We start from the raw sequence: 15067 nt of genomic DNA, 5'->3' as shown, positions 1-15067 counted from the left end.
ACTCAGAGTTTATCGACTGTCTATGATAGTACCTTTGAGGATAGCCGCTACGGTACTGTTCAGATCGTGCCTACCGATTATGGGTGGAGTTCCGCGATGCGCAATAGAGAACTTAAAAAGGACCGCCATCTCCTGTGCCTCTTGCCTAGTAGGTTCTCATCCCGACTGACGAGTTTTCTAGCAGCAGGCGACTTGCGTCGAGCAGTTACGGACATTGAACGTGTTCACCTGCAATGCCGGCTATTGGCCGGTAGCGGTCGCGTGTGAACGTCCGCTATTGGCCGACAGCGGTCGCTGGCCGATATCCGCTTCTGGCCGAAAGCAGCCCCTTACCCGCGGATCCCCCCATGCCCACCGCCATCCTCTCTGACACCCACAACCTCCTCCGCCCCGAAGCCCTGGCCGCGATCCAAGGCTGTTCCCTCATCATCCACGCCGGTGACATCGGCAACCCGGACATCCTCACCCAACTCGCCGCCATCGCCCCCGTCCACGCCGTGCGCGGCAACAACGACGTGAACAGTCCCTGGGCGCAGGATCTGCCCGACCTGCTCACCTTCGACCTGCACGGCCACCCCACCCTCCTCGTGCACAACATCGCCGACGTCCCCGCCGATCTCGACCCGGCCATTTCACTCGTCATCACCGGCCATTCCCATAAACCCTTGATCGAGCGGCGTGACGGGCGGTTGTTCATCAACCCCGGCAGTGCCGGGCCTCGGCGGTTCAGGTTGCCGGTGACGCTGGTGTTGCTGGAGGCGGACGGCGGTTCGCTGGAGGCGCGGTTGGTGTCGTTGCTGGATCCGCCGGCCTGAACAGGCTAACGTGCCCGCACCTTCACCCGGAGCCTGTGCCGTCATGTCCATCGCCGACAACCTTCTCGCCTTCACGTTTGCCGCCACGCTGTTGACCCTCACGCCCGGGCTCGACACGGCGTTGGTGTTGCGCACCGCTACGGTGGAGGGCAAGCGGCAGGCGTTTCGGGCGGCGTTGGGGATCAATGCCGGGTGCCTGGTGTGGGGCGCGGCGGTGGCGTTCGGGTTGGGGGCGCTGATTGCGGTGTCGGAGCTGGGCTACAACCTGCTGAAGTATTGCGGCGCCGCGTACCTGGCGTGGCTCGGGGTGAACATGCTGGTGCGCCCGCGCCGTTCGCTGGCACCCGCCGAGGCCAGCGGCAAGGCCGGGGGCAACTGGTTCCTCAAGGGCATGCTGGGCAATGTGCTCAACCCCAAAGTCGGGATTTTCTATGTGTCGTTTCTGCCGCAGTTCATTCCCCAGGGGCAGCCGCTGGTGGCGTGGACGTTCGGGCTGGTGAGCATTCATGTGGTGCTGGGGCTGGTGTGGTCGATAGTGCTGATCGGCGCGACGCAGCCGTTGTCGGGGTTTCTGCGCCGTGAAAGCGTGATCCGCTGGATGGATCGCACCACCGGGATGATCTTTGTGCTGTTTGCGGCGCGGTTGGCGTTCAGCAAGCGTTGAGGCCGATGCAGCCTCGTCCCTCTCTACAAGCGGGTTATCTCGTCCGATAACCCGCGTTCGTTTCAAAACAGCTCTTGCTCGATATATATGGATATCCGTATATTCGTACCCTCACATATCCCTGAGCCCTCCCCCATGCTCAACCCCGCCTCCGTTTTCAAATGCCTGGCCGACGAGACCCGTGCCCGCGCAACGTTGCTGATCGCCCGTGAAGGCGAGTTGTGCGTGTGCGAGTTGGTGTGTGCGCTGGACGACAGCCAGCCGAAGATTTCCCGGCATCTGGCTCAGCTGCGCACCTGCGGGCTGTTGCTCGACCGGCGTCAGGGCCAGTGGGTGTATTACCGGCTCAATCCGCAGTTGCCGGCCTGGGTGCGCGAGATGCTGGACCTTACGCTGGCGGCCAATGCGGCGTGGCTTGCGGACAACACCGCGCGGCTCGCGGCCATGGGGGATCGCCCGCTCAATTCAACCGCCTGCTGCTGAGGATTCACCATGCGAGTTCTGTTCATGTGCACCGCCAACAGTTGCCGCAGCATTCTGTCCGAGGCGCTGTTCAATCACCTGGCGCCCGCGGGTTTCGCGGCGGTCAGCGCCGGCAGTTTCCCCAAGGGCCAGGTGCTGCCGCGCAGCCTGACCACGCTGCGCGAGGCCGGTATTTCCGTCGAGGGATTGAGCAGCAAAGGCAACGATGCCTTTGCGGCGAACCCGCCGGACATCGTCATCACCGTGTGTGACAAGGCCGCCGGGGAAGCCTGCCCGGTGTACTTCGGCCCGGCGCTGAAGGCCCATTGGGGGCTGGAGGATCCGTCGGACGTGGTGGGCGACGAGGCCGCTGTGCGCGCAGCCTTCCACGCCACCCTGGCGTGCATCGACGCCCGCTGCCGCGCCTTCTTCGCCCTGCCCTTTGCCCAACTGGACCGGGACGCGCTCAAGCGTGAGCTCGACCGCATCGGCACCCTGTAACCGGAGCCTTTTATGACTGCCCAGCTGCCTAACCTCGACCCTTCATTGATTCCAACCGGCGACCGGGAAGCGACCGCGCACAAGCCGCGCATCCTATTGCTTTACGGCTCCAACCGCCCGCGCTCGTTCAGCCGTTTGCTGGTGGAGGAAGCCGCGCGGCTGCTGGAGCATTTCGGGGCCGAGACGCGGATCTTCAATCCGTCGGGCCTGCCGCTGCCGGACGACGCGCCGAGCGACCATCCCAAGGTGCAGGAGCTGCTGACGCTGATGCAGTGGTCGGAAGGCCAGGTCTGGTGTTCGCCGGAACGCCATGGCGCGATGTCGGCGGTGTTCAAGGCGCAGATCGACTGGGTGCCGCTGGCCCTCGGCGCGATCCGCCCGACCCAGGGCAAGACCCTGGCGGTGATGCAGGTGTGCGGCGGTTCGCAGTCGTTCAACGTGGTCAACCAGTTGCGTGTACTGGGCCGCTGGATGCGGATGTTCACCATCCCCAACCAGTCGTCGGTGCCCAAGGCGTTTTTGGAGTTCGATGAACACAACCGCATGAAACCCTCCGCGCTGTACGACCGCGTGGTGGACGTCATGGAGGAACTGGTGAAGTTCACGCTGCTGCTGCGCGAGCGGCCGGACCTGGTGGACCGTTATTCGGAACGCAAGGAGTCGGCGCAGGCGCTGACGGAGCGGGTGAATCAGCGGTCGATCTGAACACCGCACAAATAAAAACCGGCGCGAACCCTCGCGCCGGTTTTTTTACGTCTGCACCTTACTGCTTGATCGAAACGATCACTGCCTTACTCCCCTCCATCCGAAACGAAAACCTCACCCGATCCCCCACCGCCAACCCGGCCAACTGCGCCGGGGTGGCGGCAAAGCCCATGGTCATCGGCGGCCATTGCAGGGTGGGGACTTCGCCGTGGGCGATGGTCACGGTGTGTTTTTCGGGGTCGATGGCCTTGATCGTGCCTTGGGCCTCGGCCGCCCGGGTTTGCTGGGTGGCGGGGGTCGTTTGCATGTTGGGCATGCCGTCCATGTTCATGCCGGGCATGTCGTCTGCCCCGGCGGCGAACGCGAAGGCGACCAGGGTGCCGGCGACGGTGATGGGGATGAGTTTCATGGGGTGACTCCTTCAGGTTGAGTGTGTGCAACGGGCAGGCGGCGACGGCGCATCAGGCGATAAGCCGCCGGGATGACGAACAGGGACAGCAGCGGCGCGGTGACCATGCCGCCGACCATGGGCGCGGCGATGCGGCTCATGACTTCGCTGCCGGTGCCGCTGCCCAGCAGGATCGGCAGCAGGCCGGCGATGATCACGGCCACGGTCATGGCCTTGGGGCGCACGCGTTGCACGGCGCCTTCGCGGATGGCGGCGACAAGATCGGCTTCGCCGTTTTCGCCTTGGTCCTGGCGTTCGGCCCAGGCGTTTTTCAGGTACAGCAGCATGATCACGCCGAACTCGGCGGACACCCCGGCCAACGCGATGAAGCCGACCCCGGTGGCGACCGACAGGTTGTAGCCCAGCAGGTACAGGAACCACGCCCCGCCCGTCAGCGCGAAGGGCAGCGTGGCCATGATCAGCAGGGCTTCGTCGAAGCGGGCGAAGGTCAGGTACAGCAGCACGAAGATGATCAGCAGCGTGGCCGGCACCACCAGTTTCAGGCGGGCGTTGGCCCGTTCCAGAAACTCGAACTGGCCCGAGTAGCTCAGGCTCATGCCGGGCTGCAGCTTGACCTGCTCGCCGACCGCCCGGCGCAGGTCGCCGACCACCGAGGCGATGTCGCGGCCGCGCACGTCGATGTACACCCAGCCGGACGGCCGGGCGTTTTCGCTCTTGAGCATCGGCGGGCCGTCGGTGACCTTGACCTTCGCCAGCATCCCCAAGGTGACCTGGCTGCCGGACGGCGTGTACACCGGCAGTTGCTCCAGGGCCGTGGGGGTATCGCGCCATTCGCGCGGGTAGCGCACGTTGATCGGGAAACGCGCCAGGCCCTCGATGGTTTCGCCGACGTTTTCGCCACCGACGGCGCCGGCCACGATGGCTTGCACGTCGGTGATGTTCAGGCCGTAGCGCGCGGCGGCGCTGCGGTCGATGTCCACATCGATGTAGCGCCCGCCGGTCAGGCGTTCGGCCAGGGCCGAGCTGACGCCGGGCACGCCTTTGGCGGCGCGCTCCACGGCCTGGGTCGCGGCGTCGATCTGGGCCAGGTCGTTGCCGGCGACCTTCACGCCGATGGGGCTCTTGATCCCGGTGGCGAGCATGTCGATGCGGTTGCGGATCGGCGGGATCCAGATGTTGGTCAGGCCCGGCACCCGCACCACGCGGTCGAGTTCTTCCACCAGTTTTTCCGGGGTCATGCCGGGGCGCCATTGGGCGTGGGGCTTGAACTGGATGGTGGTCTCGAACATCTCCAGCGGCGCCGGGTCGGTGGCCGATTCGGCGCGCCCGGCCTTGCCGAACACGTGCTCGACCTCGGGCACGGTCTTGATCAGGCGGTCGGTCTGCTGCAGCAGTTGCGCGGCTTTCTGCGCCGACAGCCCCGGCAGCGCCGACGGCATGTACAACAGATCACCTTCATCCAGCGGCGGCAGGAACTCACCACCCAGCCGCGACATCGGCCACGCCGCGCTGACGAACACCAGCAGCGCCACCGCCAAGGTCAGCTTCGGCCGACGCAGCACGGCGTCCAGCGCCGGTTGGTAGAGCCGGATCAGCCAGCGGTTGAGCGGGTTGCGGCGTTCGTCGGGGATCTTGCCGCGGATCCAGTAACCCATCAGCACCGGCACCAGTGTCACCGACAGCCCCGCCGCCGCGGCCATGGCGTAGGTCTTGGTGAACGCCAGCGGGCCGAACAGCCGCCCTTCCTGCGCTTGCAGGGTGAACACCGGAATGAACGACAAGGTGATGATCAGCAGGCAGAAGAACAGCGCCGGCCCCACCTCCGCCGCCGCTTCGGTCATCACCTGCCAATGGCGTTCGCCTTTGAGCTCTTGCCCCGGATTGGCCGCGTGCCAGGCTTCGATCTTCTTGTGGGCGTTCTCGATCATCACCACGGCGGCGTCGACCATGGCGCCGATGGCGATGGCGATCCCGCCCAGCGACATGATGTTGGCGTTGAGCCCCTGGTGGCGCATGACGATGAACGCGATCAGCACGCCCACCGGCAGCGAGATGATCGCCACCAGCGACGAGCGCAGGTGCCACAGGAAGATCCCGCACACCAGCGCCACCACGATGAACTCCTCCAGCAGTTTGTGGCTGAGGTTGTCCACGGCGCGGTCGATGAGCTTGCTGCGATCGTAGGTGGTGACGATCTCCACGCCGGCCGGCAGGCTGCTTTTCATGTCGTCGAGCTTGGCCTTGACCGCCGCGATGGTCTCGCGGGCGTTCTTGCCGCTGCGCAGGATCACCACGCCGCCGACGGTTTCGCCCTGACCGTCGAGCTCGGTGATGCCCCGGCGCGTTTCCGGGCCGGTCTGCACCGTGGCGACGTCGCCGAGGGTCACCGGCACCCCGCCCGCGCCGAGCTTGAGCGGGATCGCCCGGAAGTCGTCGAGGGTCTTGAGGTAGCCGGAGGCACGGACGATGAACTCGGTCTCGGCCATTTCCAGCACGGCGCCGCCGGTTTCCTGGTTGGCCTGGGCGATGGCCTCGCGCACTTCGGCCAGGGTGATGCCGAGGCTGGCCAGCCTGACCGGATCCGGCTGCACCTGATACTGCTTGACCATGCCGCCCACCGTGGCGACTTCGGCGACGTTGGGCAGGGTCTTGAGCTCGAACTTGAGGAACCAGTCCTGCAGGGCGCGCAACTGCGCCAAGTCATGCCCGCCGCTGCGGTCCACCAGCGCGTACTGGTAGATCCAGCCGACTCCGGTGGCGTCCGGGCCCAGCGCCGGTTTGGCGTTGGCCGGCAGGCGGCCCTGGATCTGGCTCAGGTACTCCAGCACCCGCGAGCGCGCCCAGTACAGGTCGGTGCCGTCCTCGAACAGCACATACACGAAGCTGTCGCCGAAGAACGAATAGCCGCGCACGGTCTTCGCGCCGGGCACCGACAGCATCGTCGTGGACAGCGGATAGGTGACCTGATTCTCGACGATCTGCGGCGCCTGGCCAGGGTACGGCGTGCGGATGATCACCTGCACGTCGGACAGGTCCGGCAGCGCGTCGATGGGCGTGCTCTGCACCGACCACACGCCCCACGCGGTGACGAACAACGTGGCCAACAGCACCAGGAAGCGGTTGGCGACGGACCAGCGGATCAGTGCGGCAATCATGGCTGGTTCCCCGCTGCGTTGCCGTCGGTGTCCAGCGGCGCGGTGACGATGCCCTTGAGGCTGGCTTCGGAGTCGAGCAGGAACTGGCCGGAGGCGACCACCTGCTGCCCGTCCTCCAGGCCGCCGAGGATCGCGGTCTTGCCGTCGCTTTCCTGGCCCAGGCGCACCTCCACTGGGCGGTAGCGACCGCCGTCTTCGGCGAGCATCACCAGCGCACGCCGGCCGGTGCGGATCACCGCTTCGCTCGGCACCCACAGCACGCTTTGCGCGGTGGTACGGGTCAGGCGTACCTGGGCCGTCATGCCGGGCCGCAGGCGGCCGTCCGGGTTGGGCAGTTCGACCCGCACGCGCAGGGTGCGGCTGTCGGGGTTGGTCTGCGGCAGGATCGCGCTGACCGTGCCGCGCAGCACCGTGCCGGGAAACGCCGGCAACCGCGCTTCGACGGTTTGCCCGGCGCTGATCGAGCCGGTTTCCGATTCCGGCACCGCCACCGCCAGCCAGACGTTGCCCAGCCCGTTGATCCGGGCCAGGGTCTCGCCGGTGGTCACGGTCATGCCGGTGCGCAGGTTGAGTTCCTGCAACACACCGCCCAGCGGGCTGGTGACGGTCAGGTTGGCTTGCACCTTGCCGCTGCGCTCCACTTGGGCGATCAGGCCGGCGGGCATGCCGCTCAGTTGCAGCCGTTGCCGGGCCGCCGCCAGCAGCGCCGCATCGCCGCTGCGGCGCAGGGCCAGGAACTCGGTCTGCGCAGCGGCCCAGTCGGGCACCAGGAGATCCGCCAGGGCGGCCCCGGCGGGCAGCACGTCGCCGGGGGCCCGGGCGTAGACCCGCTCGACGAACCCGGCGGTGCGCGCCTGCACCACCGCCACATCGCGCTCGTCGAAGGCCAGCACGCCGGTCACGTCAAGGCTTGAGGCGAACGTCCCACGGCTGACCGGCGCCAGGCGCAGGCCCAGGTTCTGGGTCAGGCCGGGGTCGATGCTGACAGCGGCGCTCTCCCCCGCGCCGCTGGCGTACCGGGGCACCAGTTGCATGTCCATGAACGGCGATTTGCCGGGCTTATCGAATTTCTGCGCAGGGAACATCGGGTCGTACCAGTACAGCGCCTTGCGCTCGTCCGGCGCCGGCGCGCCTGGCGCCGAAGCGGCGGCGGGCTCGACGCCCTGCCCTTGCCGGGCGATCCCGTAGCCGCCGGCCGCGCCTATCGCCAGCGCCAGGCCGGCCAGCAGTGCCCCGTTCCAGTGTTTGAGGTTCATGGGCGTGTGTCTCCATAGGCAAAGTGCAGGCGCGCGCCGGTCAGGGCCCGCTGTTCTTCCACGTCGATCTGCTTGAGGCGGGTTTCGATCAGCTCACGGCGGGCGTTGACCACAGCGTTGAGGTCGCCCTTGCCGGCGCGGTAGCTGGCCAGGCTCAGGTCGGCCTTCTCCTTCGCCAGCGGCACCAGGCTGTCGCGGTTGCGCGCCACCGCACGGTCCAGCCGCTGGTATTCGGCCAGGTCGGTTTCCAGTTGCTCGGTGTGCTCGCGGAACAGCGCCTCGCGCTCGGCCTCCAACTGGCTCAGTTCGGCCTGGCGGGCGGCGATCTTCGGGTTCTGCCGGGTCTCGGGGAACAGCGGCAAATCCCACGACAGCTGCACACTGACCATGTCGCCGAACTCGCGGCCCCGGTGCTGGTAGTCCACTTCCCAGCTCCAGTCCGAGCGTTTTTCCGACACGGCCTCCCGCACCTTGGCCTCGGCTTCACGGGTCATGGGCGCGAACGCGGCGAGTTCCGGGTGATGCTGCAGTTGGTGGTTGAAGGTCTGGGCGTCCACCGGCCAGTCCGGCAGGCTGCCGGCCGGCGTGTCGCTGGCGGCCGGGCCGATCCAGCGCTTGAGCGCCGCTTGGGCCTGGGCGCGCTCGCGGATCAGGTCGTCCTGGCGCTCGGCCAGTTGCGCCGCTTCCTGCTTGGGCGTCACGGCGTCCGCCGGTTCCGCCCGGCCGCCGGCAATGCGGGCGCGGACGGTGTCGGCCAGCAGGCGGTTTTCCCGGTTGAGGGCGTCCAGCAGCGCGGCTTTGCGTTCGACCGAATAGGCGCCGATCCAGGCCAGCGCCGTGGCCTGACGCACCTTGAGCCGTTCGATCCGGCGCTCGGCGGTGGCGCGTTCCACCGCCGCGTCGGCGACCTCGATGCGAGCGTTGCGTTTGTCGCGGTTGGGCACCTCTTGGCGCAGGCCGACCGTCTGCATGGTCATGAAGTCCTGGTCGAGGCTCCAACGGTCGGGCCCGCCGATGGGGTAGTTCTGCACGCCCAGCAGCAGTTTGGGGTCCGGCAGTTCGCCCGCCGGAATGGCCGCGCTGCCGGCGGCCTGGATCTTGGCGTCCTGCGCGGTCAACGACGGCGCGCCGGTTTCGGCCAGGCGCAGCGCTTCGTCGAGGGTCAGGCTGCCGGCCAGGCTCGGTCCGGCGAGCACGCTGGCGACCAGGCCGACCGCGAGCGGCCACCCGGTGCCATAGCACTTGAGTTTCATGGTGTCGATTCCTGTGCACATCCGCTGTGCGCGGGCCAAACGGCGCGCACAGCCCATTCATTCCGCGTCGGGCGGAATGGGTTTCAATGGATTGCAGGAATCAGGCGCGGGGCGGTCGCCACACCCCGGACGGGGTCGAGGCCGGCAGGGAATCGCTGAAGAAGGATTGCGTGACGGGGCTGAACACGGTGACGGGCGGCTTGAACACGGCGACCTGCAACAGGCCGCCGGTCTTGCATTCCTGGCCCGGTTTGCAGGGCGTGCCGTGAGAGGCTTTGGTGTCCTTGCCCATGTCCTGGCAGCAGTCCATCCCCATGCCGTCCATCATCGCCATGCCCATGGTTTTCATCGGGCAAGGCTCGGTCGGCGCCGGAACGCCCGCCATCCCGCTGAGGGGAAGCGCCAGGCTGATCAGGAAGATGAGACAAAGCCGCAGGTAGCGTTTCATGGCCAGGAGTCTAGTGGCGCCTTCGGGTGCGTGCAAACGCGGGTGGGTGGACACGTGCCGGCGATCTCACCGGACAGGCATTAAGCCAGGATTACGGACAGGCCCCGGGCGTGGTGAAACTTTTCATCGGCGCCGGGTTCGATCACCTAACCTCATAGACTGTGTGATCAACCGGAATCGAGCCTTCCCATGCGCAACGCCTTGAAGTCATTGCTGTTCGTCGCCCTGGTGCTGTTCGGCCCGATGGCCGTCGGCGTGTCGGCCGAGGATGTGGCGCAAGCCGCCGATGCCGGCGCCGCGCCGCTGCCGGGGGTGTCGACGGATGACCTGCAGGCCTTGCAACAACGGCTCGACGGCCTCAAGCAGGAGATTTCCTCGGCCAGCAACTACAACCAGCTCGAAGCGCCCCAGGACCGGGTGCAGGATTACATCCTGGACATCGACCGGCTCTCCGCCGCGCTGCTGCCGCAACAGGCGCAACTGACGGTGCAACTGGGCGTGCTCGGCGCCGCGCCGGCCGAAGGCGTGGCCCCGGAACAGGCCGACATCGCGGCGCAGCGGGCCTCGCTCACGGCGCAGAAGGCCAGGGTCGACACCGCCCTGAAGAACCTGGCCACCCTCAAGGAAAGCGCCGCCGACCTGATCAACCAGATCGCCGGCATCCGTCGCAACCTGCTGGAAAGCGAACTGACCCTGGGCACGCTGAGCATCCTCAACCCGGATTTCTGGCGGCCGATGCTCGAACCGTCGGCGGACGACCGTCAGCGCCTGGGCGAATTCATCGCTCAGGTGAAGGCGACCGGCGCCGAGGTGTGGAAGCCCGGCCAGCGTTTCTACACCACGGTGCTGGTGCTGCTGGCCTTGCTGATCTGGACGCTGGGCCGGCGCTTCGCCGACCGCCAGATGGCGCAGTTCTGCATCCACCGCATGCCGGAGGGCCGCCTGCGCCGCAGCGCGCTGGCCAGTGCCTCGGCGATCGCCACCATCCTCACCACCGGCGTGGCCCTGCAATTGCTGTACTACGCCTGCACCCGCAACGAGCCGTTGACGCCGATGCTGGCGAGCTTTTCCGCCGAGTTCGAGAAGACCGTGTACGCCTGCGTGATGATCACCGGCCTGAGCCGGGCATTGCTGTCCACCGAGCACCCGTCGTGGCGCCTGCCAGACATCGCCGACCCGGTGGCGAAAGCGCTCAAGCCGTTTGCGCGGCTGCTGGCCGGGACGCTGCTGGTGCTGGTGACGCTGTCGCAGATGTGCGCCGCCGCCGGCATGAGCAGCCAACTGGTGATGGGCATCCGCGGGCTGGTGGCCCTGTTCGTGCTGGCGATCATCGTGACGATGCTGGTGCGCACCGGCAACGTGCGCAAGGCGCTGGTGATGGCCAACGGCGCGTCGGCGGAGGTCAGCACCCTGGCCGGGGCGATCTACGCCATCACCAGCGTGTCGATGGTGGTCTCGCTGATCGCCCTGCTCACCGGGTACGTGTCCCTGGCCCGCTTCGTGATCTACGAGCTGATCTGGAGCTACATCGTCCTGACCGGTTTCTACCTGCTGATGCAGCTGTTCAAGGACGGCTGCGAATTCCTGTTCTCACCCCGCCACGCCAGCGGCAAGGCGCTCAAGCACCTGCTGGGCATGAGCGACCGGCGCCTGGATCAGTTGTCGATTTTGCTGGCCGGCTTCGGCCGCGCCGCGCTGTTGCTGCTGACGGTGATCACCCTGTTCGTCGGCGGCATCGGCACCACGCTCGGGCAACTGGTCAGCAACATCGTGGCGATCCTCGGCGGCGCCGGCCTGCGCAAGCTCAACATCGTGCCGGGGCATCTGCTCAACGCGGTGCTGGCGCTGATGATCGGCATCTACCTGATCCGCGCCCTGCGCCGCTGGCTGGACAATGAGTTCCTGCCCAAGACCGACATGGACCCGGGCATGTGCGCGTCCCTCAGCACGTTGTTCTCCAACATCGGCTATGCGTTCGTGATCCTGCTGACGCTGTCATCGTTGGGGGTGCAGTGGACGAACCTGGCGTGGATCGTCAGCGCCCTGTCGGTGGGTATCGGCTTCGGCTTGCAGGAGATCGTCAAGAATTTCGTCTCCGGCCTGATCCTGCTCACCGAACGGCCGGTGAAGGTCGGCGACCTGATCAGCATCAGCGGCGTGGAGGGCGACATCCGCCGCATCAACGTGCGCGCCACGGAGATCCAGTTGAGCGACCGCTCGATCGTGATCGTGCCCAATTCGCAGCTGATCTCGCAGAACCTGCGCAACGTCACCCTCGGCGGCAGCGCCCAGGGCGTGGCGACCCTGGAGCTGATGTTCCCGCTGGACATCGACCCGGAGCAGGTGAAGAACCTGCTGCTGGACACCTACCGCGAACACGAGACCCTCCTGGAAAAACCGGCGCCGTTCGTGCGCTTCAGCAAACTCTCGCCCGACGGCATCACCTTGACCGTCACCGGCTACGTCGCCAGCCCCCGGATCGTCGGCATCACCAAGAGCGACCTGCTGTTCGAGATCCTCAAACGCCTGGGCGCCGAGGGCATCGAGTTGGCGAAACCACCGCCTGCGGCTTGAACCACAGCTGTTGCCTGAGCCACCGCTATCGCCAGCAGGCTGGCTCCCACAAGGATTCCCGGCTGCCCGCAGCATCCCTGTACACCTCAGAAACCTGTGGGAGCTGGCTTGCCAGCGATGAGGCCACCACTGCCAACATCTCAGTTGCCTGACCCACCGCCATCGCCAGCAGGCTGGCTCCCACAGGTATCCCAGGTGTTCACAAGATTCATGCACACCACAGGTCTGGTTCCCACTGCAGCAGGTTTGTATCTCAGTGTGTACAGACGCCTTCGGGATACATCCCCCGGCATCTGGCATCGCAACCGGAAACAGCCCGGATACGTCCCTGGGCTTTAATGGATCCCAAGCCTGAAGGGTTCAGCCGGAACCCCTCGCCCATCCCATGCCAAGGAGAGTTCCCATGAAGCCAGCCCTGCACGCCACCTCTTGCGCCACCAGCCGCCGTCTGCTGGGCCTGTCGGTGCTTGCCGCCGCGCTGATGCAGTTCGGCGCGTTCGGCGTGGCCCAGGCCGCCACTTCGCAAGCGCCCCAGCCTGCCGCCGCCAGCGTGAAAGCCGACCTGCCGTTCGGCCCGCTCAAGCACGTCAAGGCCGGTCTGCTGGACGTGGCCTACGCCGAAACCGGCCCGGCCGACGGCCCGGTGGTGATCCTGCTGCACGGCTGGCCCTACGACATCCACAGCTACGACGACGTCGCACCGCAGCTGGCGGCCAAGGGCTACCGCGTGCTGATGCCGTATGCCCGCGGCTACGGCGACACCCGTTTCCTGTCCGAGCAGACCCCGCGCAACGGTCAGCCCGCCGCCCTGGCCAGCGACGTCATCGACTTCATGGACGCCCTGAAGATCAAGCAAGCCGTGCTCGGCGGCTACGACTGGGGGGCGCGTTCGGCGGACATCGTCTCGGCGCTGTGGCCCGAGCGTGTGAAGGCCCTGGTGTCGGTCAGCGGCTACCTGATCGGCAATCAGGCCGCCGGCAAGAACCCGCTGCCGCCCAAGGCCGAGCTGCAATGGTGGTATCAGTTCTACTTCGCCACCGACCGCGGCGCCGCCGGCTACGCGAAGAACACCCACGACTTCGCCAAGCTGATCTGGCAGACCGCCTCGCCGAAATGGGCCTTCGACGACGCCACCTTCGACCGCAGCGCCAAGGCCCTGGAGAACCCCGACCACGTCGCCATCACCGTGTTCAACTACCGCTGGCGCCTGGGCCTGGTGCAGGGCGAGAGCCGCTACGAGGCGCTGGAGCAGAAGCTCGCCACCGCGCCGTCCATCGGCGTGCCGACCATCACCCTGGAGGGCGACGCCAACGGCGCGCCGCACCCGGCCCCGGAGGACTACGCCAAACGCTTCACCGGCAAATACCAGTTCCGCCTGATCGACGGCGGCATCGGCCACAACCTGCCCCAGGAGAACCCGAAGGCGTTCGCCCAGGCCATCATCGACGCCGATCACCTTTAACCGCTCGCCACCCAGCGGCCCGGAATCCCCTCCGGGCCGTTTTTTTTGCGCTTGCCGATTGCCCCCGCCCTTCTATATTCAATGAGTCCCCGCCCTTTCGTTTTCCGTCGAGCGCGCCCATGGCCAGCACCGACCTGATCATCTGCGAGCACTGCGATGGCGTGTACCGCAAGGCCACGCTCGCCAAGCACCAGAAGACCCTCTGCGTGCGCTGCGGCGGCGTGCTCCAGCGCTACAGCGGCATGACCGTGCAGCAGCGCCTGGCCCTGAGCTTCACCGCCGCCATGCTGTGGCTGTTCGCCAATTTCTACCCGGTGATGAGCATCAGCATGAAGGGCCTGAAGAACAGCGCGACGCTGTGGGACTCGGTGCTCGCCCTGAGCCAGGGGCCGATCACCTTCATGGCCATGGTCGCGGCGATCGCGATCATCATCGCCCCGGCGTTCCAATTGGTGCTGCTGATCTGGGTGCTGTGCTTCGCCCTCGGTGCGCACCGGGCGCCGGGCTTCAAGCTGTGCATGCGCTGGCTGGAGACCCTGCGCCCCTGGAGCATGCTGGAGGTGTGCCTGCTCGGCGCCATGGTCGCGGTGTTCAAGCTGGCGGGCATGCTGGATGTGCTGCCGGGCATCGGCCTGTTCGCCCTCGCCGTATTGAGCCTGTTGCTGATCCGCATCGCCGGGCGCGACGTGCGCGACCTCTGGGAGCTGCCATGAACCGACCGCCGACCGCCGCCGAACTCAACCTGTGCCTGTGCCACAGCTGCGGGCTGGCCTGCGACATGACCGGCGAACCGCACACCTGCCCGCGCTGCGACGCCCCGCTGCACCGGCGCAAGACCAACTCGCTGGCGCGCACCTGGGCCTACATGTTCGCGGCCCTGGCCTTCTACGTGCCGGCCAACCTGCTGCCGGTGATGAACACCACCCTGCTGGGCAACGGCGCCGACAGCACGATCATGAGCGGGGTCATCGAGTTCTGGGAGCACGGCGCCTGGGACATCGCCCTGATCATCTTCATCGCCAGCATCGCGGTGCCGGGGATCAAGTTCGTCGCCCTGTCGCTGCTGCTGGTCAGCGTGCAGCGCAACAGCGCCTGGGCCCGGCGCGAGCGTTCGAAGCTGTACCGCTTCGTCGAGCTGATCGGGTATTGGTCGATGCTGGATGTACTGGTGGTGGCGCTGGTGGCGGCACTGGTGAAGTTCCAGGCCCTGGGCGACATCGAGCCACGGCCGGGCATTCTGTTCTTCGGGCTGGTGGTGGTGTTCACCATGCTCTCGGCGATGAGCTTCGACCCGCGGCTGATCTGGGACGAGCCGGCGGCCGACGGCGCCGTGGAAGACGCCGCCGGCCCTTAACGCCTGCGC

General features: G+C 66.9%; 14 protein-coding genes. 9 read left to right on the top strand and 5 right to left on the bottom strand.

All coding sequences use genetic code 11. The annotated features are described in order from the left end of the window. The first annotated feature begins 347 nt into the window (after positions 1–347). The 5 genes from CAG31_RS23310 (at position 348) to arsH (ending at position 3147) form a co-directional block, all read left to right on the top strand. Positions 348–815, top strand: coding sequence for a metallophosphoesterase family protein (locus CAG31_RS23310; RefSeq protein ID WP_085585640.1), 468 nt, complete (start codon positions 348–350; stop codon positions 813–815). 43 nt (positions 816–858) lie between these two features. Continuing rightward, positions 859–1479 (top strand): LysE family translocator, encoded by a 621-nt coding sequence (locus CAG31_RS23305; protein ID WP_085585638.1) that lies wholly within the window; start codon positions 859–861, stop codon positions 1477–1479. Between the two features lie 135 nt (positions 1480–1614). Continuing rightward, positions 1615–1962, top strand: a complete 348-nt coding sequence (locus CAG31_RS23300; RefSeq protein ID WP_085585636.1) for a metalloregulator ArsR/SmtB family transcription factor — start codon at positions 1615–1617, stop codon at positions 1960–1962. A gap of 9 nt (positions 1963–1971) precedes the next feature. Beyond that, positions 1972–2442, top strand: coding sequence for an arsenate reductase ArsC (locus CAG31_RS23295; protein WP_085585634.1), 471 nt, complete (start codon positions 1972–1974; stop codon positions 2440–2442). Between the two features lie 12 nt (positions 2443–2454). Further along, positions 2455–3147, top strand: a complete 693-nt coding sequence (gene arsH, locus CAG31_RS23290; RefSeq protein ID WP_085585632.1) for an arsenical resistance protein ArsH — start codon at positions 2455–2457, stop codon at positions 3145–3147. A 58-nt stretch (positions 3148–3205) separates the two neighbouring features. Here the strand turns inward: arsH and CAG31_RS23285 are convergent, their stop codons facing one another. From CAG31_RS23285 to CAG31_RS23265, 5 genes are all read right to left on the bottom strand, one after another. Further along, positions 3206–3556: a copper-binding protein gene (locus tag CAG31_RS23285; RefSeq protein ID WP_085585630.1), complete on the bottom strand. Its 351-nt coding sequence runs from the start codon at positions 3554–3556 to the stop codon at positions 3206–3208. After that, a complete protein-coding gene (locus tag CAG31_RS23280) occupies positions 3553–6711 on the bottom strand; it encodes an efflux RND transporter permease subunit (RefSeq protein WP_085585628.1) in 3159 nt (1052 codons plus the stop codon). The genes CAG31_RS23285 and CAG31_RS23280 overlap by 4 nt, the downstream gene beginning before the upstream one ends. Further along, the gene (locus CAG31_RS23275; RefSeq protein WP_085585626.1) at positions 6708–7967 is read right to left on the bottom strand and encodes an efflux RND transporter periplasmic adaptor subunit; all 1260 of its coding nucleotides are present in this window, start codon (positions 7965–7967) and stop codon (positions 6708–6710) included. Before CAG31_RS23275 ends, CAG31_RS23280 begins: the two co-directional genes overlap by 4 nt. Then, a complete protein-coding gene (locus CAG31_RS23270; protein ID WP_085585624.1) occupies positions 7964–9220 on the bottom strand; it encodes a TolC family protein in 1257 nt (418 codons plus the stop codon). Before CAG31_RS23270 ends, CAG31_RS23275 begins: the two co-directional genes overlap by 4 nt. A gap of 100 nt (positions 9221–9320) precedes the next feature. After that, positions 9321–9668 carry a hypothetical protein gene (locus tag CAG31_RS23265; protein ID WP_085585622.1) on the bottom strand — a complete coding sequence of 116 codons (348 nt, stop codon included), beginning with the start codon at positions 9666–9668 and terminating at the stop codon, positions 9321–9323. 189 nt (positions 9669–9857) lie between these two features. On the opposite strand from CAG31_RS23265, the gene CAG31_RS23260 reads away from it, so the two are divergent. The 4 genes from CAG31_RS23260 (at position 9858) to CAG31_RS23245 (ending at position 15058) form a co-directional block, all read left to right on the top strand. Then, complete coding sequence (locus tag CAG31_RS23260) at positions 9858–12242, top strand: DUF3772 domain-containing protein (protein WP_085585620.1); 2385 nt, start codon at positions 9858–9860, stop codon at positions 12240–12242. Positions 12243–12645: 403 nt separating this feature from the next. Continuing rightward, positions 12646–13704, top strand: a complete 1059-nt coding sequence (locus CAG31_RS23255; RefSeq protein ID WP_085585618.1) for an alpha/beta fold hydrolase — start codon at positions 12646–12648, stop codon at positions 13702–13704. Positions 13705–13823: 119 nt separating this feature from the next. Next, positions 13824–14417, top strand: coding sequence for a paraquat-inducible protein A (locus CAG31_RS23250; protein WP_085585616.1), 594 nt, complete (start codon positions 13824–13826; stop codon positions 14415–14417). Continuing rightward, positions 14414–15058 (top strand): paraquat-inducible protein A, encoded by a 645-nt coding sequence (locus CAG31_RS23245; protein WP_085585614.1) that lies wholly within the window; start codon positions 14414–14416, stop codon positions 15056–15058. The genes CAG31_RS23250 and CAG31_RS23245 overlap by 4 nt, the downstream gene beginning before the upstream one ends. Positions 15059–15067 lie beyond the last annotated feature (9 nt).

The sequence above is a fragment of the Pseudomonas sp. R25(2017) genome, assembly GCF_002112565.1.
Lineage (GTDB): Bacteria > Pseudomonadota > Gammaproteobacteria > Pseudomonadales > Pseudomonadaceae > Aquipseudomonas > Aquipseudomonas ekonensis.
This window is presented reverse-complemented; position numbering and strand designations above follow the sequence as displayed.